23 protein-coding genes, 1 pseudogene and 1 other annotated feature are annotated in these 23,380 nt (G+C 44.4%); of the genes and pseudogenes, 21 read left to right on the top strand and 3 right to left on the bottom strand.

Annotated elements, in window-relative coordinates:
• Positions 1-201 precede the first annotated feature (201 nt).
• The 4 genes and pseudogenes from polA (at position 202) to coaE (ending at position 5,105) form a co-directional block, all read left to right on the top strand.
• Positions 202-2,844 carry a DNA polymerase I gene (gene polA, locus C1T29_RS16490; RefSeq protein WP_103749911.1) on the top strand — a complete coding sequence of 881 codons (2,643 nt, stop codon included), beginning with the start codon at positions 202-204 and terminating at the stop codon, positions 2,842-2,844.
• A 22-nt stretch (positions 2,845-2,866) separates the two neighbouring features.
• Entirely contained in the window at positions 2,867-3,697 is an 831-nt protein-coding gene (gene mutM, locus C1T29_RS16485; RefSeq protein WP_095432414.1) for a DNA-formamidopyrimidine glycosylase, read from the top strand.
• Between the two features lie 148 nt (positions 3,698-3,845).
• Positions 3,846-4,496 (top strand): annotated as a pseudogene (ytaF, locus tag C1T29_RS16480) (sporulation membrane protein YtaF); the annotation flags it as partial.
• Between the two features lie 15 nt (positions 4,497-4,511).
• On the top strand, positions 4,512-5,105 hold the full coding sequence (gene coaE, locus C1T29_RS16475; RefSeq protein WP_014664937.1) for a dephospho-CoA kinase: 594 nt from the start codon (positions 4,512-4,514) through the stop codon (positions 5,103-5,105).
• A gap of 40 nt (positions 5,106-5,145) precedes the next feature.
• Here the strand turns inward: coaE and ytbE are convergent, their stop codons facing one another.
• Both ytbE and C1T29_RS16465 read right to left on the bottom strand, forming a co-directional pair.
• A complete protein-coding gene (gene ytbE / locus C1T29_RS16470) occupies positions 5,146-5,988 on the bottom strand; it encodes an aldo/keto reductase YtbE (RefSeq protein WP_103749912.1) in 843 nt (280 codons plus the stop codon).
• A gap of 23 nt (positions 5,989-6,011) precedes the next feature.
• A complete protein-coding gene (locus tag C1T29_RS16465; RefSeq protein WP_014664935.1) occupies positions 6,012-7,202 on the bottom strand; it encodes an MFS transporter in 1,191 nt (396 codons plus the stop codon).
• 182 nt (positions 7,203-7,384) lie between these two features.
• On the opposite strand from C1T29_RS16465, the gene C1T29_RS16460 reads away from it, so the two are divergent.
• The 9 genes from C1T29_RS16460 (at position 7,385) to thrS (ending at position 16,753) form a co-directional block, all read left to right on the top strand.
• Positions 7,385-7,765: a winged helix-turn-helix transcriptional regulator gene (locus C1T29_RS16460; RefSeq protein ID WP_003229458.1), complete on the top strand. Its 381-nt coding sequence runs from the start codon at positions 7,385-7,387 to the stop codon at positions 7,763-7,765.
• A gap of 204 nt (positions 7,766-7,969) precedes the next feature.
• Entirely contained in the window at positions 7,970-8,992 is a 1,023-nt protein-coding gene (locus C1T29_RS16455) for a glyceraldehyde-3-phosphate dehydrogenase (protein WP_040082168.1), read from the top strand.
• A gap of 238 nt (positions 8,993-9,230) precedes the next feature.
• On the top strand, positions 9,231-9,611 hold the full coding sequence (gene speD, locus C1T29_RS16450; RefSeq protein ID WP_003223584.1) for an adenosylmethionine decarboxylase: 381 nt from the start codon (positions 9,231-9,233) through the stop codon (positions 9,609-9,611).
• A 263-nt stretch (positions 9,612-9,874) separates the two neighbouring features.
• Positions 9,875-10,333: a transcriptional regulator NrdR gene (nrdR, locus tag C1T29_RS16445; protein ID WP_040082169.1), complete on the top strand. Its 459-nt coding sequence runs from the start codon at positions 9,875-9,877 to the stop codon at positions 10,331-10,333.
• Positions 10,334-10,447: 114 nt separating this feature from the next.
• Positions 10,448-11,866, top strand: a complete 1,419-nt coding sequence (gene dnaB / locus C1T29_RS16440; RefSeq protein ID WP_069839707.1) for a replicative helicase loading/DNA remodeling protein DnaB — start codon at positions 10,448-10,450, stop codon at positions 11,864-11,866.
• Between the two features lie 26 nt (positions 11,867-11,892).
• Complete coding sequence (gene dnaI, locus C1T29_RS16435; RefSeq protein ID WP_014480531.1) at positions 11,893-12,828, top strand: primosomal protein DnaI; 936 nt, start codon at positions 11,893-11,895, stop codon at positions 12,826-12,828.
• 33 nt (positions 12,829-12,861) lie between these two features.
• On the top strand, positions 12,862-13,503 hold the full coding sequence (locus C1T29_RS16430; RefSeq protein WP_095432409.1) for a TVP38/TMEM64 family protein: 642 nt from the start codon (positions 12,862-12,864) through the stop codon (positions 13,501-13,503).
• A 78-nt stretch (positions 13,504-13,581) separates the two neighbouring features.
• Complete coding sequence (gene ytxC, locus C1T29_RS16425) at positions 13,582-14,427, top strand: putative sporulation protein YtxC (RefSeq protein WP_103749913.1); 846 nt, start codon at positions 13,582-13,584, stop codon at positions 14,425-14,427.
• Positions 14,428-14,821: 394 nt separating this feature from the next.
• Positions 14,822-16,753, top strand: coding sequence for a threonine--tRNA ligase (gene thrS, locus C1T29_RS16420; RefSeq protein WP_014480529.1), 1,932 nt, complete (start codon positions 14,822-14,824; stop codon positions 16,751-16,753).
• A gap of 39 nt (positions 16,754-16,792) precedes the next feature.
• Here the strand turns inward: thrS and C1T29_RS16415 are convergent, their stop codons facing one another.
• Positions 16,793-17,575: an HAD family hydrolase gene (locus tag C1T29_RS16415; RefSeq protein ID WP_014664928.1), complete on the bottom strand. Its 783-nt coding sequence runs from the start codon at positions 17,573-17,575 to the stop codon at positions 16,793-16,795.
• A gap of 174 nt (positions 17,576-17,749) precedes the next feature.
• On the opposite strand from C1T29_RS16415, the gene lytS reads away from it, so the two are divergent.
• The 8 genes from lytS to C1T29_RS16375 all read left to right on the top strand — a co-directional run bounded on the left by lytS (position 17,750) and on the right by C1T29_RS16375 (position 23,369).
• The gene (gene lytS / locus C1T29_RS16410) at positions 17,750-19,531 is read left to right on the top strand and encodes a two-component system sensor histidine kinase LytS (RefSeq protein ID WP_103749914.1); all 1,782 of its coding nucleotides are present in this window, start codon (positions 17,750-17,752) and stop codon (positions 19,529-19,531) included.
• A complete protein-coding gene (lytT, locus tag C1T29_RS16405) occupies positions 19,509-20,234 on the top strand; it encodes a two-component system response regulator LytT (protein ID WP_014664926.1) in 726 nt (241 codons plus the stop codon). The genes lytS and lytT overlap by 23 nt, the downstream gene beginning before the upstream one ends.
• 133 nt (positions 20,235-20,367) lie before the next feature.
• Positions 20,368-20,808, top strand: coding sequence for an antiholin-like murein hydrolase modulator LrgA (gene lrgA / locus C1T29_RS16400; protein WP_069839702.1), 441 nt, complete (start codon positions 20,368-20,370; stop codon positions 20,806-20,808).
• 20 nt (positions 20,809-20,828) lie between these two features.
• Positions 20,829-21,524, top strand: coding sequence for an antiholin-like protein LrgB (gene lrgB, locus C1T29_RS16395; protein WP_003229482.1), 696 nt, complete (start codon positions 20,829-20,831; stop codon positions 21,522-21,524).
• A 205-nt stretch (positions 21,525-21,729) separates the two neighbouring features.
• Positions 21,730-21,860 (top strand) — a sequence feature (ribosomal protein L20 leader region).
• A gap of 58 nt (positions 21,861-21,918) precedes the next feature.
• Entirely contained in the window at positions 21,919-22,440 is a 522-nt protein-coding gene (infC, locus tag C1T29_RS16390; RefSeq protein ID WP_142393714.1) for a translation initiation factor IF-3, read from the top strand.
• Positions 22,441-22,452: 12 nt separating this feature from the next.
• Positions 22,453-22,653: a 50S ribosomal protein L35 gene (gene rpmI, locus C1T29_RS16385; RefSeq protein ID WP_003222418.1), complete on the top strand. Its 201-nt coding sequence runs from the start codon at positions 22,453-22,455 to the stop codon at positions 22,651-22,653.
• A 31-nt stretch (positions 22,654-22,684) separates the two neighbouring features.
• Positions 22,685-23,044, top strand: a complete 360-nt coding sequence (rplT, locus tag C1T29_RS16380) for a 50S ribosomal protein L20 (protein ID WP_014114727.1) — start codon at positions 22,685-22,687, stop codon at positions 23,042-23,044.
• A gap of 55 nt (positions 23,045-23,099) precedes the next feature.
• Complete coding sequence (locus C1T29_RS16375) at positions 23,100-23,369, top strand: DUF1294 domain-containing protein (RefSeq protein WP_103749916.1); 270 nt, start codon at positions 23,100-23,102, stop codon at positions 23,367-23,369.
• The last annotated feature ends 11 nt before the right edge of the window (positions 23,370-23,380 follow it).

Here is a 23,380-nt window from a genome sequence, read left to right as displayed (position 1 = left end):
TATGCTGGTAGGATGTAGTAGAACCCCTTCATCCAAGGAGCCAATTTTGACGGCGGGAACCTATTTGTGTTCCCGTCCTTTTTTGTGTGTTCTCTTATAGTTCACGTATTTTCCTTTCAAATTGAACTTTGTTAAAATAAGAGGAGCTAATGACTATGTAAGAGATGAATGGAAGCGTGAGGCTTCTTAGGAGGAAATTGAATGACAGAACGAAAAAAATTAGTGCTTGTAGACGGAAACAGTCTGGCTTACCGGGCGTTTTTTGCATTGCCGCTGTTAAGCAATGACAAAGGTGTTCATACAAATGCCGTATACGGCTTTGCGATGATTTTGATGAAAATGCTTGAGGATGAAAAACCGACGCATATGCTGGTTGCGTTCGATGCCGGGAAAACAACATTTCGTCACGGCACATTTAAAGAATATAAAGGCGGCAGACAGAAAACCCCGCCTGAGCTTTCCGAACAAATGCCGTTTATCCGCGAGCTGCTTGATGCCTACCAGATCAGCCGCTATGAACTGGTTCAATACGAAGCGGATGATATTATCGGTACACTGGCCAAATCGGCTGAAAAAGACGGATTTGAAGTAAAGGTTTTTTCAGGAGATAAGGATTTAACTCAGCTGGCAACGGACAACACGACAGTTGCCATTACGAGAAAGGGAATTACCGATGTTGAATTTTACACACCGGAGCATGTCAAAGAGAAATACGGGCTTACGCCTGAACAAATCATTGACATGAAGGGTCTGATGGGCGATTCCTCAGATAATATCCCGGGCGTGCCCGGCGTCGGAGAAAAGACTGCGATTAAGCTTTTAAAACAATTTGATTCCGTTGAAAAGCTGCTGGAGTCCATTGACGAGGTGAGCGGAAAGAAATTGAAGGAAAAGCTTGAGGAATTTAAGGATCAGGCATTGATGAGCAAGGAGCTTGCGACGATTATGACGGATGCTCCGATTGAGGTATCTGTTTCCGGCCTGGAATATCAAGGCTTTAACCGTGAACAGGTCATTGCCATCTTTAAAGATCTTGGCTTCAACACGCTTCTTGAACGGCTTGGGGAAGACAGTGCAGAAGCGGAGCAGGATCAGTCGTTAGAAGACATTAATGTCGAAATCGTTACAGACGTAACCAGCGGCATATTGGTTTCTCCATCTGCATTTGTCGTTGAACAGATTGGCGATAATTATCATGAAGAGCCGATTCTCGGATTTTCGATCGTAAATGAAACGGGAGCTTATTTCATTCCGAAAGACATTGCCGTTGAGTCTGAGGTGTTTAAAGAATGGGTGGAAAATAACGAGCAGAAGAAATGGGTCTTCGACAGCAAGCGGGCTGTTGTTGCCTTGCGCTGGCAGGGCATTGAGCTAAAGGGTGCCGAGTTTGATACGCTCCTTGCGGCCTATATCATCAACCCGGGCAATTCATATGACGACGTGGCGAGTGTGGCCAAGGATTATGGCCTGCATATCGTTTCGAGCGATGAATCAGTTTACGGCAAAGGGGCAAAACGGGCAGTGCCGTCAGAAGACGTACTGTCTGAGCACCTTGGCCGAAAAGCGTTAGCGATTCAAAGCCTTCGGGAAAAGCTTGTTCAGGAGCTGGAAAATAATGATCAGCTTGAGCTGTTTGAAGAGCTTGAAATGCCTCTTGCGCTTATTCTCGGAGAAATGGAATCAACTGGCGTCAAGGTCGATGTTGACCGTTTAAAACGGATGGGTGAAGAACTGGGTGCGAAGCTGAAGGAATATGAAGAAAAAATCCATGAGATCGCGGGAGAGCCGTTTAACATCAATTCTCCGAAACAGCTCGGCGTCATCTTGTTTGAAAAAATTGGCCTTCCTGTCGTAAAGAAAACGAAAACAGGTTATTCTACGTCTGCCGATGTGCTTGAAAAGCTGGCTGACAAGCATGATATTGTCGACTATATTTTGCAGTACAGACAAATTGGCAAGCTCCAATCAACATATATCGAAGGGCTTTTAAAGGTGACGAGACCTGATTCGCATAAAGTGCACACGCGCTTTAATCAGGCCTTAACGCAAACTGGCCGTCTCAGCTCGACTGATCCGAATCTGCAAAACATTCCGATCAGGCTTGAGGAAGGACGAAAAATTCGCCAAGCTTTTGTGCCGTCTGAAAAAGACTGGCTCATTTTTGCAGCCGATTATTCACAAATCGAGCTGCGGGTGCTTGCCCATATTTCAAAGGATGAAAATCTGATCGAAGCTTTTACAAACGATATGGATATTCATACGAAAACGGCAATGGATGTGTTCCATGTTGCTGAGAATGAAGTGACATCTGCGATGAGGCGCCAGGCGAAAGCGGTCAACTTTGGCATTGTTTACGGCATCAGTGATTACGGTCTGTCACAGAACCTCGGCATCACCAGAAAGGAAGCCGGTGCATTTATCGACCGCTATCTGGAAAGCTTCCAAGGCGTAAAAGCGTACATGGAAGATTCAGTTCAGGACGCGAAGCAAAAAGGATACGTAACAACACTTATGCATCGACGCCGCTACATTCCTGAGCTGACGAGCCGAAACTTTAATATCCGCAGTTTTGCGGAGCGGACGGCCATGAATACACCGATTCAAGGAAGCGCCGCTGATATCATCAAAAAAGCTATGATTGACATGGCTGCCAAGCTGAAAGAAAAACAGCTGAAAGCAAGGCTGCTGCTTCAAGTACACGATGAATTGATTTTTGAAGCGCCGCAGGAAGAAATTGAAATTCTTGAAAAGCTTGTTCCTGAAGTAATGGAGCATGCGCTTGCATTAGATGTGCCGTTAAAGGTGGACTTTGCATCAGGCCCATCTTGGTACGATGCGAAATAAACAGAGATAGGAAGTGATGGATGTGCCGGAATTACCAGAGGTTGAGACGGTCCGGCGCACTCTGACCGGGCTTGTAAAGGGAAAAACAATCAAATCGGTAGAGATCAGATGGCCGAATATCATCAAACGGCCTGCCGAACCGGAGGAATTTGCGCGAAATCTAGCAGGAGAAACGATACAGTCTATCGGAAGACGGGGAAAGTTTTTGCTGTTTCATTTAGATCATTATGTCATGGTTTCCCACCTGCGAATGGAAGGGAAATACGGGCTTCATCAAGCGAAGGAGCCAGACGATAAACATGTGCATGTCATATTTACGATGACGGATGGAACCCAGCTCCGTTACAGAGATGTTCGGAAGTTTGGAACCATGCACTTATTTAAACCGGGAGAAGAGGCGGGCGAGCTCCCGCTTTCTCAGTTAGGTCCGGAGCCGGATGCAGAAGAATTTACGAGTGCATATTTAAAAGAACGGCTTGCCAAAACAAACCGCGCTGTCAAAACTGCCCTGCTGGATCAAAAAACGGTAGTTGGACTCGGGAACATTTATGTGGATGAGGCTCTTTTCAGAGCGGGTGTCCATCCCGAGACAAAAGCAAATCAATTATCAGATAAAACAATCAAAACCCTTCACGCTGAAATCAAAAATACCCTGCAGGAGGCGATTGATGCGGGCGGAAGTACAGTCCGTTCTTATATCAACTCCCAAGGGGAAATCGGAATGTTCCAGCTGCAGCATTTTGTGTACGGAAAAAAAGACGAGCCATGCAAAAATTGCGGAACGATGATTTCGAAAATTGTCGTTGGAGGAAGAGGCACGCATTTTTGCGCAAAGTGCCAGAAAAAAAAGTAGCATAATGCTTCATCGTCCAAGCTGTCGGTGCATATATCAGTAACTCTGTAATGGAGGATGCCATTTTCGAAACACGGATTTTTCACTTTCCCATATATATGATTGTGATGAATCCCGGGCATTTCACATCTGATACAAGAGCACCAACAGAAAGGAAGAAACGGATATGCAAATGGTTTCTATACTGCTGCTGGCGTTGGCTGTCAGCTTGGACAGTTTTTCAGTCGGATTTACGTACGGATTGAGAAAAATGAAAATACCGTTTAAAGCGATTTTGGTTATCGCCTGCTGTTCCGGTGCTGTCATGTTTATATCCATGCTGATCGGAAGCTTTCTCACAAAGTTTTTTCCTGTATATGTGACGGAGAAGCTTGGCGGTTTGATATTGGTTGGAATCGGTGCGTGGGTTCTGTACCAATTCTTCAAACCGGCAAAAGATAAAGAATACCTCTTGCATGAAAAAACGCTGCTTAATTTAGAGGTTCGGTCATTAGGGATTGTGATTCATATTTTGAGAAAACCGATGAGTGCGGATATCGACAAATCGGGTGTGATCAATGGAATTGAGGCGGTCCTATTGGGATTTGCCTTATCGATTGATGCCTTTGGGGCAGGTATAGGCGCAGCCATTCTCGGTTTTTCACCGATTGTGATGAGCATCGCCGTGGCAATCATGAGCTCACTGTTTGTATCAATCGGAATCAATGCTGGCCATTTTTTGTCTAAGTGGAAATGGATCGATAAAATGGCGTTTTTGCCAGGGCTTCTGCTGATCACGATTGGGCTCTGGAAATTGTAAAAAGGAGTGGATCTCTTGACCTTAGTCATTGGTTTAACGGGAGGAATAGCTAGCGGCAAAAGCACGGTAGCCAATATGCTGATTGAAAAAGGAATAACAGTTATAGATGCAGATATCATTGCAAAACAAGCGGTAGAAAAAGGGATGCCGGCCTACCGGCAAATCATTGACGAATTCGGTGAAGACATCCTGCTCTCAAATGGCGATATAGATCGAAAAAAGCTTGGGGCGCTGGTATTTACAAATGAACAAAAGCGTCTCGCCTTAAATGCAATTGTTCATCCCGCAGTCAGGCAGGAAATGCTCAAGCGCCGTGATGAGGCCATTGCAAATCGGGAGGCATTTGTTGTATTGGATATCCCGCTTTTGTTCGAAAGCAAACTGGAATCATTGGTTGATAAAATTATTGTGGTCAGTGTGACAAAAGAGCTCCAACTGGAACGTCTGATGAAGCGCAATCAGCTGACGGAAGAAGAAGCAGTCAGCCGTATTCGCTCGCAAATGCCCTTAGAGGAAAAGGCAGCAAGAGCAGATCAAGTCATCGATAACAGCGGAACGCTCGAAGAGACCAAAAGGCAGCTTGATGACATCATCAACAGCTGGGCATAATACAAAAAACACCGTTCAATATGAACGGTGTTTTTTGCCATTAAAAATCAAAGTTGTCCGGATCAGGGCCGACGCGCAAATCTTCATTCAGGGCATCGATTCGGTTCATGTCATCCTGTGTTAATTCAAAGTCAAAGACACTTGCATTTTCTTTAATGCGGTGTTCCTTCGTTGATTTTGGAATCGTGATGATGCCATGCTGCAGATCCCAGCGCAAAATAATTTGTGCGACAGATTTGTTATATGTTTGAGCGATGTCAGCCAATACAGGGTGATCCAGCAGCTGCCCCTGCATCAAAGGTGACCAAGCCTCCATCTGGATGCCTTGATTTTGGCAGTAACTTATCAATTCTTTTTGTGTGAGGCGCGGGTGAAATTCCACTTGGTTAATCATAGGCTTAATTTCAGCTGCCGTCATCAGATCTTCAAGATGGTGAATTTGGAAGTTGCTTACGCCGATTGCTTTGATACGTCCTTCTTTATACAACGTTTCAAGCGCTCTCCAAGCATCTTTATACTTTCCTTCTACAGGCCAGTGGATGAGGTATAGATCTAAATAATCCAGACCGAGTTTTGACAGGCTTGTTTCAAATGCTGCGAGTGTTTCCTCGTAGCCTAAATCAGCATTCCATACTTTCGATGTAATAAATAGATCCTCTCTTGAAATGCCTGCTTCTTCAATGCCCTGCCGAATCCCTTCTCCGACTCCAGCTTCATTTCCATAGATAGCTGCAGTATCAATACTGCGGTACCCGTGGGCAATGGCAGTTTTAACTGCGTTTACCAGTTCAGATCCTTCCTCCACTTGGAAGACGCCGAGGCCGAACCAAGGCATTTTTACCCCATTATGAAGTGTTGCTGTTGCTTGTAAATGTGTTGTCATGTTTATTTCCTCCTTTAAAATTGTCAGGCTTCCTGCCGATCCCGTTTTTCCATCAAGCGGCTCCAGCCTGTTAAAATGACTGCTCCGGCCACCATTAATCCGCCTATCCAAGCGGTATGAATCAATCCGATTGAATCGGTGATCACACCACCAAGGTATGAGCCAAGCGCGATCCCTGCATTAAAGGCAGCGATATTCATCGCGGATGCGACGTCAACTGCACTCGGGACAAAACGCTCAGCCAGCATGACGACATACACCTGAAGGCCGGGCACGTTCATAAAGGCCAGCAATCCCATACAGAGAATGGTGATGAGTCCTGCTGCTTGATATGAGGCCGTAAATGTCAGTACAAATAGAACGATTGCCTGTACGATAAACATATAGAATAAAGCGGCAATCGGATTTCGGTTAGACAGCTTTCCACCAATCATATTTCCGATAGCGATAGCGATTCCATATCCGAGCAGAATCACTGCAACAGTTCCGGCTTTGAAGCCTGTTACTTCCTGAAGCAGGGGAGACAGATATGTGAATACAACGAATGTTCCTCCGTACCCAAGAGCTGTAATGACAAATAAAAGCAATAACCGGCCGTTTGTCACAAGCTTCAATTGATCCCGCATCGTTGTTTTTGTCCCTTTTCGTAATTTGGACGGTACAAGAATGCCATTGGTAATAAAAGCAATGATTCCGACGGCGATAATGACCATAAAGGCAAAACGCCAGCCGAACTGCTGGCCGATAAACGTGCCGAAAGGAACTCCGGTTACAGTTGCCACAGTAAGACCGGTAAACATAATCGAAATCGCGCTGGCCCTTTTATTCTCCGGGACAATATCCGCTGCGATTGTCGAACCGATTGACATAAACACACCGTGTGAAAATGCCGATATCACACGGGCTGCTAATAAAATCCCGATGCTTGAAGCGGTTGCCGCCATCGTATTACCGGCAATAAAAATAAACATGATCCAAAGCAATAGTGTCTTACGAGACATGCTTGAGGTCAATGAAGTTAATATAGGTGCTCCAAATGTAACGCCGAGTGCATAAAGGGAAACAGTCAATCCCGCTGTTGTGACTGGAATATGCAGGTCATCAGCAATGAGCGGCAAAAGGCCGACACTGATAAATTCGGTTGTCCCTATCGCGAATGCACTTACGGCCAAAGCCAGGAGTGCAGGAATACTGCTTTTATTGGCTGAAGTCATGATGTTCCTCCTTTGTATGTGTGTTGTATGATTGAAATTCTGCTGAGTAAGCTATATAAATAAAAAAGAGCAGATTCAAATCAGCCGGCAAATGTGATTATGAAACATATCGTAAGGAAAGAAAAGTACGTACTTTTAAGTGCTATAGTCACTTTTTGGTGCCTGTAAGGAGAATGGATTGTATGGAGAAGAAAAAATATAACATTTCTGTTGAAGCGACTCTCGAAGTGATTGGCGGGAAGTGGAAATGCGTGATTTTATGCCATCTGACGCACGGAAAAAAACGCACGAGTGAATTAAAGCGCCTGATGCCCAACATCACGCAAAAGATGCTGACCCAGCAGCTGCGTGAGCTGGAAGCGGACGGTGTCATTAACCGGATCGTTTATAATCAGGTTCCTCCCAAAGTGGAATATGAGCTCAGCGAATACGGGCGCAGCTTAGAAGGAATTTTAGATATGCTGTGTGCTTGGGGAGCGAATCATATTAACAGAGTGTACGGAGATACATTTTCTGTGTTAGAAGAAAGTGTGCTCAATGATAAGTTGAAACAGGAATCATAAGCATGAAGGCAGTCAGTGCAGAGCGCTGGCTGCTTTTTGGCTGTTACGCCTGATATTTTGTGCAAGAAAACATATGATGTATCATAAATTAGCGTTATAATCGTTGATTTTTATCAATATGTACTGGCGAATTCGTTTTAATGTGTTATACTAATTTTAGATAGTAACATATTAGGATGGCATAATTGATAAGGGGTGTCCAACATGAAGGTAAAAGTAGCGATCAACGGGTTTGGAAGAATCGGAAGAATGGTTTTCAGAAAAGCGATGTTAGACGATCAAATTCAAATAGTGGCCATTAACGCCAGCTATTCCGCAGAAACGCTGGCTCATTTAATAAAGTATGACACAATTCACGGCAGATACGATAAAGAGGTTGTGGCTGGTGAAGACAGCCTGATCGTAAATGGAAAGAAAGTGCTTTTGTTAAACAGCCGTGACCCAAAACAGCTGCCTTGGCGGGAATATGATATTGACATAGTCGTCGAAGCAACAGGGAAGTTTAATTCAAAAGATAAAGCGATGGGCCATATAGAAGCGGGCGCAAAAAAAGTCATTTTGACTGCTCCGGGAAAAAATGAAGACGTTACCATTGTGATGGGGGTAAATGAAGACCAATTCGACGCTGAGCGCCATGTGATTATTTCAAATGCGTCATGCACGACAAACTGTCTTGCACCTGTTGTAAAAGTGCTGGATGAAGAGTTTGGCATTGAGAGCGGGCTGATGACTACAGTTCATGCGTATACGAATGACCAAAAAAATATTGATAACCCGCACAAAGATTTGCGCCGGGCGCGGGCTTGCGGTGAATCCATCATTCCGACGACAACAGGAGCGGCAAAGGCGCTTTCGCTTGTGCTGCCGCATCTGAAAGGAAAGCTTCACGGCCTCGCCTTGCGTGTCCCTGTTCCGAATGTCTCATTGGTTGATCTCGTAGTTGATCTGAAAACAGATGTTACGGCTGAAGACGTAAACGAGGCATTTAAACGCGCTGCCAAAACGTCGATGTACGGTGTACTTGATTATTCAGATGAACCGCTTGTATCGACTGATTATAATACAAATCCGCATTCAGCGGTCATTGACGGGCTTACAACAATGGTAATGGAAGACAGAAAAGTTAAGGTGCTGGCGTGGTATGACAACGAATGGGGCTACTCCTGCAGAGTTGTTGATTTGATCCGCCATGTAGCGGCACGAATGAAACATCCGTCTGCTGTATAAAATAAGGTCATGGACACATTTTAAAGAAAAAACCCTTAACAGCATATTTCTAAAAAAACGCACCTTGCAAATTAGACTTAAACACAGTATACTATTTTTCGTGAACTTCTTGCTTGAGACTGTTTCGGAATTACTTAAAGGGTTAGGACCTCTCCGGACTAACTTTCCCCCGTGGTAAATGGCCGACCCAGTTGTTGGAATTTCACTTTTTAATTCTTGTTAAGGGGGGTCCATGACTATGGAAACAATGGGGCGTCACGTTATCTCCGAGCTATGGGGATGCGATTTTGATAAGCTGAATGACATGGATTTTATTGAAAAAACGTTTGTAAATGCTGCTCTAAAATCAGGTGCTGAGGTGCGCGAGGTTGCATTTCACAAATTTGCACCGCAAGGCGTAAGCGGAGTTGTGATTATTTCTGAATCACACTTAACGATTCACAGTTTTCCTGAGCACGGATATGCGAGCATTGATGTTTATACTTGTGGAGACTTAGATCCTAATGTTGCTGCTGATTACATCGCAGAAGCATTACATGCTGATACAAGAGAAAACATTGAAATACCGAGAGGAATGGGGCCTGTGCAAATTAAACAGGCGCAAGCAAAAGTACTATAAAGTAAATGCGAACACAAAGGGAGCTGAAGCTAGAAGGCCATTATGCGCTTTTTAGCTTATGCTCCTTTTATTTTTTATAAAGAAACGAGAGTGTCAGCTTTTTCTTTTTTCATTTTTTTTGTAAAATAAGAAGGAGATTTTCACAAACCACCTAATGCCATAGAAACAAATTTAACAACGGCTCTCCCGACAGATGCTGTCACAAAAGGCGGAGGCTGCCGAAAATACATTGCAGGGAACGATATAGTTGGGAGCTGATTTTATTGAAATGTCCTTCATGCCAGCATAACGGAACGCGAGTCCTTGATTCACGGCCTGTGGATGACGGGAAATCGATTCGCCGAAGACGCGAGTGTGAATCCTGCCACTACCGATTTACGACCTTTGAGAAAGTGGAGGAAACCCCGCTCATCGTTGTGAAAAAAGAAGGTGTGCGTGAGGAGTTCAGCAGAGAAAAAATGCTGCGCGGCCTCATAAAAGCATGCGAAAAAAGGCCTGTTTCACTCAAAACGCTTGAAGACATGTGCTTTGATATTGAAAAAGAACTTCGCAATCAAGGCTGCTCTGAGGTGAAGAGCGAGTTCGTCGGAGAAATGGTCATGGACCGGCTGGCTAAGATTGATGAAGTCGCATATGTGCGGTTCGCGTCCGTCTATCGACAGTTTAAAGATATAAACGTCTTTATCGACGAATTAAAAGACTTAATAAAGAAAGAGCGTTAAAAGAGCTAAGAGGATTCTTCTAGCTCTTTTCTCATGTGCAAAATTGGCATTTGATAGATATAAGAAACGGTGTAAAATGAAAGGTAGAAACAAATTCGGAAGGTTTGAGAATGTATGGCTGACTATTGGAAAGATGTACTGCCTGTAGACCCGTATGTGGTTAAAAGCAGATCGATGCTGCAGGATATTGACAGACAAATTATTACACAACTGTACCAGCCCTTAATCGGCCCTGTTGCATTCTCTCTTTATATGACATTGTGGGGAGAGCTTGAACAAAACCGTCTGTGGGGCGGAGAGTCCACACATAGACAGCTGATGGGGATGACACAGTCCAACTTAAAAACGATCCATCAGGAACAGGGGAAGCTCGAGGGCATCGGATTACTGAAAGTATATATGAAAGAATCCGAGCGGCAGGAGCGCCTCTTTATATATGAACTTCTTCCGCCGCTCAGGCCAAATGAATTTTTTGAAGACGGAATGCTGAATGTTTTTCTGTACAATAGGGTCGGAAAAACGAAATATCAGCAATTAAAACAATTTTTTACGCACCCGGCCATTTCAGAAGATGCGAAGGACATTACGCGGCCGTTTAATCACGCGTTTGAATCGCTGCAGCCGAGTGAATGGAAGCTCACATCTGATATGGAGGAAACGGTAAGACTTGCCGAGGGGAACGAGTATACTTCTGTCGGACAGGCTCCGTCCTACACCATAACGGAGGATGTGTTTGATTTTGATTTGTTTTTAGCGGGACTTTCTGAGACGATGATTCCGAGAAAAGCGATGACCCAGCAGGTGCGGGACACAATCAAAAAGCTTTCTTATCTGTACGGAATTGACCCATTGCAGATGCAAAATGTCGTGATGAGCGCAATTGATGAGCATGATGTCATTACGACGGAGGCATTAAGAAAAGCGGCCAGCGACTGGTATCAAATCGAAAGAAACGGACAGCTGCCCGATTTAGTGGAAAAAACACAGCCGGTGCATCTGCGTGAAGGCGAAAAACCGGCAGAAGAGGATTCTCTGGACGGGAAGCTGATCGCATTGCTGGAGACGATTTCTCCGAAGAAGCTTCTGCAGGACATTGCTGACGGAACAGAGCCGTCAAAAGCGGATCTGAAAATCATAGAAGAAATTATGTTCGAACAGAAACTCGAGCCAGGCGTCACAAATGTGTTAATTTATTATGTCATGCTGAAAACCGACATGAAGCTGTCGAAAAACTATATTCAAAAAATCGCGTCGCATTGGGCACGAAAAAAGGTGAAAACGGTCAGGGAAGCGATGAAACTCGCGATAGAAGAGAACCGCCAATACCTTGAATGGGCTGAGGGAAAAACAAAGTCTTCGAAACGAAACCAAAAAGTGATTCGCGAAGAAAAGCTTCCTGACTGGATGAAAGAAAAAGAAACAGCGTCCGATTCAGAATCCGGACAGCAGAAGCTGCATCCGCAAGATTTGGAAGAACAGAAGAAAAAGATGATGGAAGAAATGCAAAAACTGAAAAAATACTCTGCCTATTAAAGACAGAGATGCGGGGTGAGGAATAGATGGAACCAATCGGCCGTTCCCTGCAGGGCGTAACCGGCAGGCCGGATTTTCAAAAACGTCTTGAACAAATGAAGGAAAAGGTCATGAAAGATCAAGATGTTCAAGCGTTTTTGAAGGAAAACGAAGAAGTGATTGACCAAAAAATGATCGAAAAGAGCTTAAATAAGCTTTATGAATATATCGAACAAAGCAAGAATTGCTCCTATTGTTCGGAAGACGAAAATTGCAACAATTTGTTGGAGGGCTACCATCCGAAGCTTGTTGTCAATGGGCGGTCTATTGATATCGAATATTATGAATGCCCAGTTAAACGGAAGCTCGACCAGCAGAAAAAACAAAAGTCTCTTATGAAAAGCATGTATATCCAGCAGGATCTTCTCGGTGCGACGTTCCAGCAGGTCGATATCAGTGACCCGAGCAGGCTCGCGATGTTCCAGCATGTTACAGATTTTCTGAAAAGCTATAACGAGACGGGAAAAGGCAAAGGACTATATTTATACGGGAAATTCGGGGTGGGAAAAACGTTTATGCTCGCTGCGATTGCCAATGAGCTGGCTGAAAAAGAGTATTCATCCATGATTGTCTATGTGCCCGAATTTGTGAGAGAGCTTAAAAATTCGCTGCAAGACCAAACATTAGAAGAGAAGCTCAATATGGTAAAGACCACACCCGTATTGATGCTAGATGACATCGGAGCTGAATCAATGACAAGCTGGGTAAGGGATGAAGTCATCGGAACGGTGCTTCAACACAGAATGTCCCAGCAGCTGCCCACTTTCTTTTCTTCTAATTTCTCACCTGACGAGCTGAAGCATCATTTTACGTATTCGCAAAGAGGAGAAAAGGAAGAAGTAAAAGCGGCAAGATTAATGGAGCGGATATTATATTTGGCTGCTCCGATCCGCCTTGACGGAGAAAACCGCCGCCATCCGTAACTGCTGCGGTTCAAAGGGGAAGGAACTGAGGGTATGAAACGAAAAACCGCTTTTAAATGGCTGGCAGTGCTGGCAGGTGCAGGTTTAATCTTTTGGGGAAATAAAAGATATTTGAATGTATCGCCGAAAGAGATCAGAGTATGGGTATTGTCGTTCGGTGTTTTTGCTCCGCTGATGTTTATCGGGATATCCATCGTCAGGCCGCTCGTTTTATTTCCGGTGTCTGTTATTTCAATAGCGGGCGGACTTGCGTTTGGTCCGCTTCTCGGCACGTTTTATACGTTAGTCGGTTCAATGTGCGCTTCAGCTGTTTCGTTTTTTGCGGCCGGTTTGTTTGCGGCGAAAAAGAACGGCTATTATGAAAAGCTTGAAGCCATCCAGAAGCAAATGGAGGATAACGGATTTTTCTATATCTTCCTTTTAAGAATCCTGCCGATCAATTTTGATTTCGTCAGCTATGCTGCAGGCCTTTCCAATGTCAAAGCGATGCCGTATTTTGCGGCGACGGCTGTGGGAATCATCCCTGGGACCATTGCGCTGAATGTTCTGGGAGCGAGCTTTTTGTCTGGTAATCTGCCAGCTTTCTTTCTTGTTCTCGCTCTGTATATCGTGTTTATTTCGCTGCCATTCATCTTCAGAAAGAAAATGCAAAACTTGTTCCAGGAATCAAATTAAGATTTGCCAGTGACCTTTACGTCTATTTTAAAAACATCCCCCATATACTTGTAACAGATGCCGTAAGGGGGGACAAACATGCTTGAAATAATCTTTGAAGATGACCATGATGCAGCCGCTTTTTTACATCTCATTCAGCATTCGGACGATCGGAACAATATCATTGTCCGTGAAGGCATACGAAAAATCGGGATTAAAAAAGCGAAGCGGGCTTTCTCTATTCAACGTTTTATGGAGCCGATTCTGGTCAAATTTTTTTTGGAATGCAAAGAAGACGATCATATGCTGTCATTGATTGAGGAAACATATTGTTTCACTGACCAGGATGAACAGCAGCAAATTCTTCAGCTCGCACACAGTATTATTGAAGGTGAAGCAGACGATCTTCAGTTTGAGCCGCTGAAGCTTTCACGGAAACAATCTATTTTGGATGAACTCCAAACGATCTGTTTAGAGGAAGGCGTATTTTACATTCGCTCCTTTCAGACCTTCCGGCTTGGATCATACTATAAGCAGCTGAGAGATATTACAGAAGCAGCGATTGATGAATATAAGATGGAACAGGAATATCAAAACTTTATTCAAACACTCAGAGACTATGTAAACGCCAAACAGCCGCGTATCAAAAAAGTGCATATTGTCCATGATGGTTCCTTTACATTATGGGAGCTGCGCTATGTGCCGGAACGGGAAAAAATGAAATACATAGACAGGCGGTTTGTCCGGGATCATCCTATGTATATTGATTCTCATTTGCTCGCGCCTCTGATTTCCATTGCGCCTGATGAAGTCGTGCTTTATACCGACCAGCCCGAGCACATGATGGCAAGGACCATTCAAAACGTGTTTCAAGAAAGAGTGGAAATGCTTCCGCTGCACGCTTTTTCAGATGCAGAAACAACGGTGAAGCAATCGGAAGGATAAGGGCCGGCAGCCTGTATATATAAGGCTGTCGGTTTAAAAAAAGGAAACGTGGCCGTGTTGATTTTTTGGATTGAACAATTTATAATACATAGGAGATTAAGAAAGACACACGTATTGATAAGGACACGAAGGAATGATACCGGCTCAAAGAGAGGGAAGCCCCGGCTGCAAGCTTCCCAGCTAAGGACCATTCGCTTTACCGCCTTTGAACTTCAGCTGTGAACCCCTTGAAAAGGAACAGTAATGGCTGACGGGAACTCCCGTTACAGAGCTTAGAGCCGCAGGTGCCGTATTGGCTTTGCGGAAAAAAGGGTGGAACCACGATTCCGTTTATTCAACCTCGTCCCTTTCATAGGGGGCGGGGTTTTTATATGCAAAAAAAGGAGTGACAAAGATGTCAGATATGGTAAAAATCACATTTCCTGATGGAGCAGTCAAGGAGTTTGCGAAAGGAACAACAACAGAAGATATCGCGGCATCCATCAGTCCGGGATTAAAGAAAAAATCATTAGCCGGAAAACTGAACGGAAAAGAAATCGATTTGAGAACGCCGATCAATGAAGACGGTACAGTGGAAATCATTACAGAAGGCTCAGAAGAAGGTCTTCAAATTATGCGCCACAGTACGGCTCACTTGCTGGCTCAAGCGATTAAACGCATCTACAAGGATGTTAAATTCGGCGTCGGTCCGGTTATCGAAAACGGGTTTTACTACGATGTAGAAATGGACGAAGCGATTACACCGGAGGATCTGCCGAAAATCGAGAAAGAAATGAAAAAAATCGTTAATGCGAACCTTCCGATCGTTCGAAAAGAAGTCAGCCGTGAAGAAGCGAAAGCCCGTTTTGCGGAAATCGGCGACGACCTGAAGCTTGAACTATTGGATGCGATTCCTGAAGGAGAAACCGTTTCGATCTATGAGCAAGGCGAATTCTTTGACCTGTGCCGCGGCGTCCACGTTCCTTCAACCGGAAAAATCAAAGAATTTAAGCTGTTAAGCCTTGCAGGCGCATACTGGCGCGGCGACAGCAAAAACCAAATGCTTCAGCGCGTATATGGTACAGCTTTCTTCAAAAAGGCTGATCTTGAAGAGCATCTTCGTATGCTAGAAGAAGCGAAAGAACGCGATCACAGAAAACTCGGCAAAGAATTAAAGCTGTTTGCGAACTCTCAAAAAGTCGGACAAGGCCTGCCGCTTTGGCTGCCAAAGGGCGCAACAATCCGCCGCGTCATCGAGCGCTACATTGTCGATAAAGAAATCAGCCTCGGCTATGAGCATGTATACACACCTGTGCTCGGCAGCAAAGAGCTGTATGAAACATCAGGACATTGGGACCATTATCAGGAAGGCATGTTCCCTCCGATGGAAATGGACAATGAAACACTTGTATTGCGTCCGATGAACTGCCCGCACCATATGATGATTTACAAACAAGACATTCACAGCTACCGCGAGCTTCCGATTCGGATTGCGGAGCTGGGAACGATGCACCGCTATGAAATGTCAGGTGCGCTGTCAGGGCTTCAACGCGTACGCGGAATGACGTTAAACGATGCACACATCTTTGTGCGCCCGGATCAAATTAAGGATGAGTTTATCCGTACAGTTCGTTTAATCCAGGATGTATATGAGGATTTCGGTTTAAGTGATTACACATTCCGTCTGTCTTACCGCGATCCGGAAGATACAGAGAAATATTTTGATGACGATGAAATGTGGAACAAAGCGCAATCCATGCTGAAAGAGGCAATGGACGAAATCGGCCATGACTATTACGAAGCAGAAGGTGAAGCGGCATTCTACGGCCCTAAACTTGATGTTCAAGTAAAAACTGCAATCGGCAAAGAAGAAACATTGTCTACGGTTCAGCTTGATTTCTTATTGCCGGAACGTTTCGATCTGACATACATCGGTGAAGACGGCAAGCAGCACCGTCCGGTTGTCATTCACAGAGGCGTCGTCTCCACAATGGAACGCTTTGTCGCCTTCTTAATCGAAGAACACAAAGGCGCGCTGCCGACATGGCTTGCACCGGTTCAGTTCCAAGTTATCCCGGTTTCTCCGGCTGTGCATTTAGACTACGCGAAAAAAGTGCAGGAACGCCTGCAGCGTGAAGGCCTGCGTGTTGAAGTCGACAGCCGCGATGAAAAAATCGGCTACAAAATCCGTGAAGCACAAATGCAAAAAATCCCGTACATGCTGGTGGTCGGTGACCAAGAAGCAGAAAACGGCGCGGTGAACGTGCGTAAATACGGAGAACAGAACTCTGAAACGATTTCTCTTGATGAGTTTGTGAAAAAGGCAGTAGCTGAAGCGAAAAAATAAAATAAAAAAGCATGATCTCATTGAAGAGATCATGCTTTTTTATTTCTCTAATATAGGAAACAAATCATGAAGGCTGCTGATGATGTAATCAGGCGATACGTCAGTTTCGTTTTTCTTATCCGTCCGGTTGATCCAAACGGTTTTGATTCCGGCTCTTGAAGCGCCTAAAATATCAGTATTCAAATTATCGCCGACCATGATGGCATCGTCTTTTTCAATATTCATCAGCTTAAGGCAATGTTCAAAAATGGAAACATCCGGCTTGCCCTTGCCGAATGCGCCAGAGATGACAATTTCATTGAAGTAAGGGGCGAGCTCAGGTACGCCGGCAAGTTTCTCCTTTTGCAGACTCGGATCGCCATTTGTCAAAAGCAATAATTCATACTTGCCTTTTAATTGATCGAGTACAGCAAATGTTTCATCATATACAAACGGGCGTTTTCTGCGCTCTGCTGCAAAAAACTCTCCCAAGTATTCGCCATATGCAGGATCATCGATCCCAAGCGCTTTCAGTCCGTTTGTCCATGCATTTCTTCTGTACTCCGGCACAATCTTGTTCAGCTTTTGAAAGCCCTCGCTGATAGGCTCTGAGAAATTGGACCACAGTCCTTCAAACGGGTTAATGCCGATCATCACTGTATATGGATACGTCTCATATGACATGTACAATTCTCTCGCTGCTTCGCGAACAGCTGCTTCGAATTCCTCAGGGTCAAGGCCATATTTTTTCTCCGCCTGTAAGCAAGTTTCTGCAAATGTTGTTCTGACGCTTTTTTCGTCCCAAAGTAGTGTATCATCTAAATCAAAAAATACGGCTTTCATGATCTTCTCCTCTGCTTCAGATTCAAATCTTTCTGCCAAAAGGCCAAAAGGCTCATGTTTTATTTTACAATAGATAAAAGCCTTGTGAAATATGTTTTCAGATGATTTTAAAAAAACAGTCAGCCGCAAAACGAAAACATGCTAGAATGAAAACGGAAAGAACAGGTGACATGAATGATTCATTTGATGATTATGATGCTTGAGAGGGTAGGGATTATTGTTATATTAGGGTTCATTCTCGCCCATACGAAACTTTTCAGACAAGCTCTTCAGAATCCGGACGGCTATAAAGGAAAAGCGGTTTTGATTTCTATTTTTTCTCTTTTCAGCATCATCAGTAATTATACAGGTATCGAAATTCAAAGAAATATGATCGTAAACAATGACTGGGTGCTTACGATAGATCCATCGGGCTCTATCGCGAATACCCGTATTTTAGGTGTGGAAATCGGAGGCCTTCTCGGAGGTCCGTTTGTAGGGACTGGAATTGGCATACTGGCGGGCCTGCATCGTCTTTCACTCGGTGGCAGCACGGCCTTAAGCTGTGCCGTGTCATCCATTTTAGCGGGTGTTCTTGCAGGCTTGATCGGCAGGTATTTTACGAAGCGATATCGAATGCCGACACCGCGTATCGCCGCTCTTGTGGGAATTGGCATGGAGTCCCTGCAAATGCTCATTATTTTGCTGATGGCAAAGCCGTTCAGTGACGCTTGGGAGCTTGTCAGCATGATCGGGATTCCGATGATCCTAATCAATGGTACAGGCAGTTTTATTTTTCTGTCGATTATTCAAGCAATCATTCGCAAGGAAGAGCAGGCGAGGGCTCTCGAAACGCATCGAGTGCTGACGATTGCTGATCAGACACTTCCATTTTTTCGCCAAGGATTAAATGAAAACTCCTGTAAAAGTGTGGCGGCTATTATCCATAAGCTGACTGGAACAGATGCGGTGTCTCTCACTGATAAAGAAAAGATCCTTGCGCATGTCGGCGCGGGCATGGATCACCACGTTCCATCAAAAAGCTTGATCACCGGCCTGTCTAAAAAGGTAATTAAAACAGGGCATATCATGAAGGCGATTTCGAAGGAAGAGATTGAATGCACGCATGCTGAATGCCCTTTGCACGCCGCAATTGTCCTGCCGCTGACATCGAACGGCAACACAATAGGCACCTTAAAAATGTATTTTAAAAGCCCGGCAGGCCTTAGCCAGGTAGAGGAGGAGCTTGCTGAGGGACTGGCCATGCTGTTTTCGACACAGCTTGAGCTTGGGGAAGCAGAGCTGCAAAGCAAGCTTCTCAAGGATGCTGAAATCAAGGCGCTTCAAGCACAGGTGAATCCGCATTTTTTATTTAATGCGATCAACACGATTTCTGCGCTCTGCCGCACAGATGTTGAAAAAACCCGCAAGCTCCTATTGCAGCTCAGTGTTTATTTTCGTTCAAACCTTCAAGGAGCGAGACAGCTGCTGATCCCGCTCTCAAAGGAGCTGAACCATCTTAACGCCTATTTGTCATTAGAACAGGCGCGTTTTCCCGGGAAGTATAAAATTGAGCTCAATATCGACAGCAGACTGGAGCAGATTGAAATCCCTCCGTTTGTTTTGCAGGTGCTAGTCGAGAACGCGCTTCGGCACGCGTTTCCGAAAAAACAAGACATGTGCAAGGTTACAGTCTGTGTCATATCTGATGATGTGTCCGTCTATATGAAGGTGACGGATAACGGACGCGGAATACCGGCGGACGTCCTGCAGGAACTGGGGAAGAAGCCATTTCCGTCTAAGGAGGGAACCGGGACAGCGCTTTATAACCTAAATCAGCGGCTGATCGGTTTATTCGGACAGCAGGCTGCACTGCATATCAGCAGTGAGGTTCATAAAGGGACAGAGGTTTCCTTTCAAGTGCCAATGCAACAGATGAAAGAGGGAGAAGAACATGCTCAGGGTGTTAATAGTTGATGATGAGATGCTGGCAAGGGATGAACTGGCTTACTTGCTTAAGCGGACCAATGAGGAAATGGAAATCAATGAAGCGGAAAATATCGAATCCGCTTTTGACCAAATGATGGATCAAAAACCTGATTTGCTGTTTTTAGACGTTGATTTATCCGGAGAGAACGGTTTTGATATCGCAAAGCGATTGAAGAAAATGAAGCATCCTCCTGCTGTTGTGTTCGCGACAGCGTATGACCAGTATGCGCTCAAAGCGTTTGAGGTAGATGCTCTTGATTATTTAACCAAACCTTTCGATGAGGAAAGAATTCAGCAAACGCTGAAAAAATATAAAAAAGTCAATCGGGATATTGTCGAAACAGATCAAAACAGCCATGCCGGGCAGCATAAGCTCGCGCTATCTGTGGGGGAATCGATTGTGATCGTGGATACGAAGGACATTATCTATGCTGGAACAGAGGATGGCCATGTTAATGTAAAAACCTTCGATCATTCTTATACGGTCAGCGAGACGCTTGTTGTGATAGAGAAAAAGCTTCCGGATTCTGATTTTATCCGCGTCCATCGGAGCTTTGTCGTCAATACCGAATATATTAAAGAAATTCAGCCATGGTTTAATTCAACGTATAATCTGATCATGAAAGACGGATCGAAAATACCGGTCAGCCGGACATATGCGAAGGAATTGAAAAAGCTGCTCCATATTTGATGGGCGGCTTTTTGCATTTCAGCCATTTGATTCTGCAACTCAGGCCCGCTATTCGGCATGTTATCTTGTAAGCGCTTCATAATGGGAGATTCTTATTTATAATGAGGGTACCAAAGAGAAAGAGGTGAAGAAAATGAGTGCTAAAAAAGTGTATGGGTTTTTAACACAAGCATTTATTTTTGCCGTCATTATGCTGGTTTCGAATATGATTGCCGCTATTGTCCCAATACCTATCCCCGCATCGGTTGTAGGGTTGGTCTTATTATTTCTCCTATTATGTTTGAAAGTCATTAAACTGGAACAAGTGGAAACGCTCGGAACGTCTTTAACCTCTCTGATCGGATTTTTATTTGTTCCGTCAGGTATATCTGTTATGAATTCGCTTGGTGTGATGCAGCAATACGGCCTGCAAATTGTTCTTGTCATTCTGCTCGCAACGATTATTTTGCTGGGGGCTACGGGATTGTTTTCTCAGCTGATTCTTTCGCTGGGCGGAAAACGCAAAACCGCAGCGGACATGAAAACAAAAACAGTGCAAAGCCCGCAGAACAATAACGAACTTGTTCACCATTAAAGAAACAGGAGGTTCATCACATGGAAAGCACAATGAGTCCTTATTTTGGGATTGTCGTATCACTTGCTGCATTCGGCATCGGCACCTTTTTATTTAAGAAAACAAAAGGCTTCTTCCTTTTCACTCCTTTGTTTGTTGCCATGGTGCTTGGGATCGCATTTTTAAAAATCGGCGGTTTTTCCTACGCAGACTATAATAACGGAGGAGAAATCATTAAGTTTTTTCTAGAACCGGCGACGATTGCTTTTGCCATTCCTTTGTACAAACAAAGAGATAAGCTTAAAAAATACTGGTGGCAAATCATGGCCTCCATTATTGCCGGCTCTATCTGCTCTGTCACGATTGTTTATTTGCTCGCTAAAGGCATTCATCTCGATTCGGCCGTAATGAAAAGTATGCTTCCGCAGGCGGCTACAACGGCAATTGCGCTTCCTTTATCAAAAGGCATCGGGGGCATCAGCGACATCACAGCCTTTGCGGTCATCTTTAACGCTGTCATCGTATATGCGCTCGGAGCATTGTTCTTGAAGGTGTTTAAAGTAAAGAATCCGATTTCTAAAGGATTGGCTCTCGGAACATCCGGACATGCACTTGGTGTAGCGGTCGGGATTGAGATGGGAGAAGTTGAAGCTGCGATGGCGAGTATTGCGGTTGTCGTAGTAGGAGTGGTAACGGTTCTGGTCATTCCTGTGTTCGTGCAGTTGATCGGAGGTTAAGCCAAGGCTGAATGCCTTGGCTTTTTTCTTTTATGGTGCGTGGGTAAGCGGTTCAGAAACTTCACATTCTGGTTGAGGATGAAAGATTTTCTTTTTCTCTCTTGCGCTCATAGAAAACCCATGTTACAATGTAAAAGTTGTTCCGGATAAGTCGTCCTTGACTAAAGATCCGGTATTGTGTAGAATAGTTATTGAATTGAATATAAATCACAAGCAGAAGCACCCGCTTCTCACCTGATTGACACATGCATGTAGTTGGCAGGTTGACCGTACATTTTTATTGATACAGATGTTCGTAGTGTGGGTGTTTTATAATGCCCACACTTTTTGTTTGCCTGCAGAATGCAGTCAAAATGAGTTGTGAATCAATTCGAAGAAACTATGGAGGTGGCTCATTATTAGCAAAGATCAATTGGTTAATGAGGGTATCCGTGCACGTGAGGTCCGTTTAATCGGACAAAATGGCGACCAGCTTGGCATCAAGTCCCGTCAGGAAGCACTTGAAATCGCCGCCCGCGCAAATCTTGACCTTGTGTTAGTTGCAGCGAATGCAAAACCGCCTGTCTGCCGAATCATGGACTACGGTAAGTTCCGATTTGAGCAACAGAAAAAGGAAAAAGAAGCACGCAAGAATCAAAAAATCATTAACTTAAAAGAAGTTCGGTTAAGTCCGACAATCGATGAGCATGACTTTAACACGAAATTGCGCAATGCGATTAAATTCCTTGAAAAAGGCGATAAAGTGAAAGCTTCTATCCGCTTTAAAGGACGCGCAATCACTCATAAAGAAATCGGTCAGCGTGTGTTAGACCGTTTTTCTGAAGCATGTGCTGAGGTTGCGACTGTCGAAACAAAACCAAAAATGGACGGCCGCAGCATGTTCTTAATGCTCGCGCCGAAAAACGAAAAGCAATAAGGAGGAAATCCCATGCCAAAAATGAAAACTCACCGCGGATCTGCTAAACGTTTTAAAAAGACAGGTTCTGGGAAGTTAAAACGTTCTCACGCGTATACAAGTCACTTATTCGCTAACAAATCTCAAAAGCAAAAGCGTAAGCTTCGCAAGAGTGCTGTTGTAAGTGCAGGAGACTTCAAACGTATCAAACAAATGCTTGCTAACATCAAGTAATCGGATAAGGAACAATTAGGAGGGAAATTTAATGCCAAGAGTAAAAGGCGGAACTGTTGCGCGTAAGCGTCGTAAAAAGGTTCTTAAATTAGCAAAAGGTTATTTCGGTTCAAAACATACATTATACAAAGTAGCTAACCAGCAGGTCATGAAATCTGGAAACTATGCTTTCCGTGACCGTCGTCAGAAAAAACGTGATTTCCGTAAACTTTGGATCACTCGTATCAACGCAGCTGCTCGCATGAACGGCCTTTCTTACAGCCGTTTAATGCACGGTCTTAAGCTTTCTGGTATCGAAGTAAACCGTAAAATGCTTGCTGATCTTGCTGTAAACGATCTTACTGCATTCAATCAGCTTGCTGATGCTGCTAAAGCTCAATTAAACAAGTAATCATATAGAGCCGCTCTCCAGCAGAGCGGCTTTTTTATATAAAGGATGAGGCAACATGGTTATTGCAGTCTATTTGGTGTTGATGAATCTGTGCGGTTTTTGGGTGATGGGCGTTGACAAACGCAAAGCGCAGCAGCACAAATGGAGAATTTCTGAAGACCGGCTGTGGCTGATAGCCACCGTGTTTGGAGCGCTCGGTATCTGGCTTGGCATGCAAACCTTCAGACATAAAACGAAACACGCTTCTTTTAAGTACGGAGTACCGCTCCTTCTGGTAATAGAAGCGATTCTCATCGGTATTTACTACAGTCCGTTTGATTTATAAAAAGCAGAAAA

It is taken from the genome of Bacillus sp. MBGLi79, from assembly GCF_002953915.1.
The sequence above is the reverse complement of the archived record's forward strand: the minus strand, read 5'-3'. Positions and strand labels throughout refer to the sequence as shown.

Coding starts and splice junctions, on each gene's coding strand:
- C1T29_RS16465 (WP_014664935.1), bottom strand. CDS start 7,202: ATGACTTCAGCCAATAAAAGCAGTATTCCTGCACTCCTGGCTTTGGCC.
- ytbE (WP_103749912.1), bottom strand. CDS start 5,988: ATGACAACACATTTACAAGCAACAGCAACACTTCATAATGGGGTAAAA.
- lytT (WP_014664926.1), top strand. CDS start 19,509: ATGCTCAGGGTGTTAATAGTTGATGATGAGATGCTGGCAAGGGATGAA.
- rplT (WP_014114727.1), top strand. CDS start 22,685: ATGCCAAGAGTAAAAGGCGGAACTGTTGCGCGTAAGCGTCGTAAAAAG.
- thrS (WP_014480529.1), top strand. CDS start 14,822: ATGTCAGATATGGTAAAAATCACATTTCCTGATGGAGCAGTCAAGGAG.
- rpmI (WP_003222418.1), top strand. CDS start 22,453: ATGCCAAAAATGAAAACTCACCGCGGATCTGCTAAACGTTTTAAAAAG.
- polA (WP_103749911.1), top strand. CDS start 202: ATGACAGAACGAAAAAAATTAGTGCTTGTAGACGGAAACAGTCTGGCT.
- dnaB (WP_069839707.1), top strand. CDS start 10,448: ATGGCTGACTATTGGAAAGATGTACTGCCTGTAGACCCGTATGTGGTT.
- C1T29_RS16455 (WP_040082168.1), top strand. CDS start 7,970: ATGAAGGTAAAAGTAGCGATCAACGGGTTTGGAAGAATCGGAAGAATG.
- C1T29_RS16460 (WP_003229458.1), top strand. CDS start 7,385: ATGGAGAAGAAAAAATATAACATTTCTGTTGAAGCGACTCTCGAAGTG.
- dnaI (WP_014480531.1), top strand. CDS start 11,893: ATGGAACCAATCGGCCGTTCCCTGCAGGGCGTAACCGGCAGGCCGGAT.
- lrgB (WP_003229482.1), top strand. CDS start 20,829: ATGGAAAGCACAATGAGTCCTTATTTTGGGATTGTCGTATCACTTGCT.
- C1T29_RS16415 (WP_014664928.1), bottom strand. CDS start 17,575: ATGAAAGCCGTATTTTTTGATTTAGATGATACACTACTTTGGGACGAA.
- C1T29_RS16430 (WP_095432409.1), top strand. CDS start 12,862: ATGAAACGAAAAACCGCTTTTAAATGGCTGGCAGTGCTGGCAGGTGCA.
- ytxC (WP_103749913.1), top strand. CDS start 13,582: ATGCTTGAAATAATCTTTGAAGATGACCATGATGCAGCCGCTTTTTTA.
- lytS (WP_103749914.1), top strand. CDS start 17,750: ATGATTCATTTGATGATTATGATGCTTGAGAGGGTAGGGATTATTGTT.
- lrgA (WP_069839702.1), top strand. CDS start 20,368: ATGAGTGCTAAAAAAGTGTATGGGTTTTTAACACAAGCATTTATTTTT.
- C1T29_RS16375 (WP_103749916.1), top strand. CDS start 23,100: ATGGTTATTGCAGTCTATTTGGTGTTGATGAATCTGTGCGGTTTTTGG.
- speD (WP_003223584.1), top strand. CDS start 9,231: ATGGAAACAATGGGGCGTCACGTTATCTCCGAGCTATGGGGATGCGAT.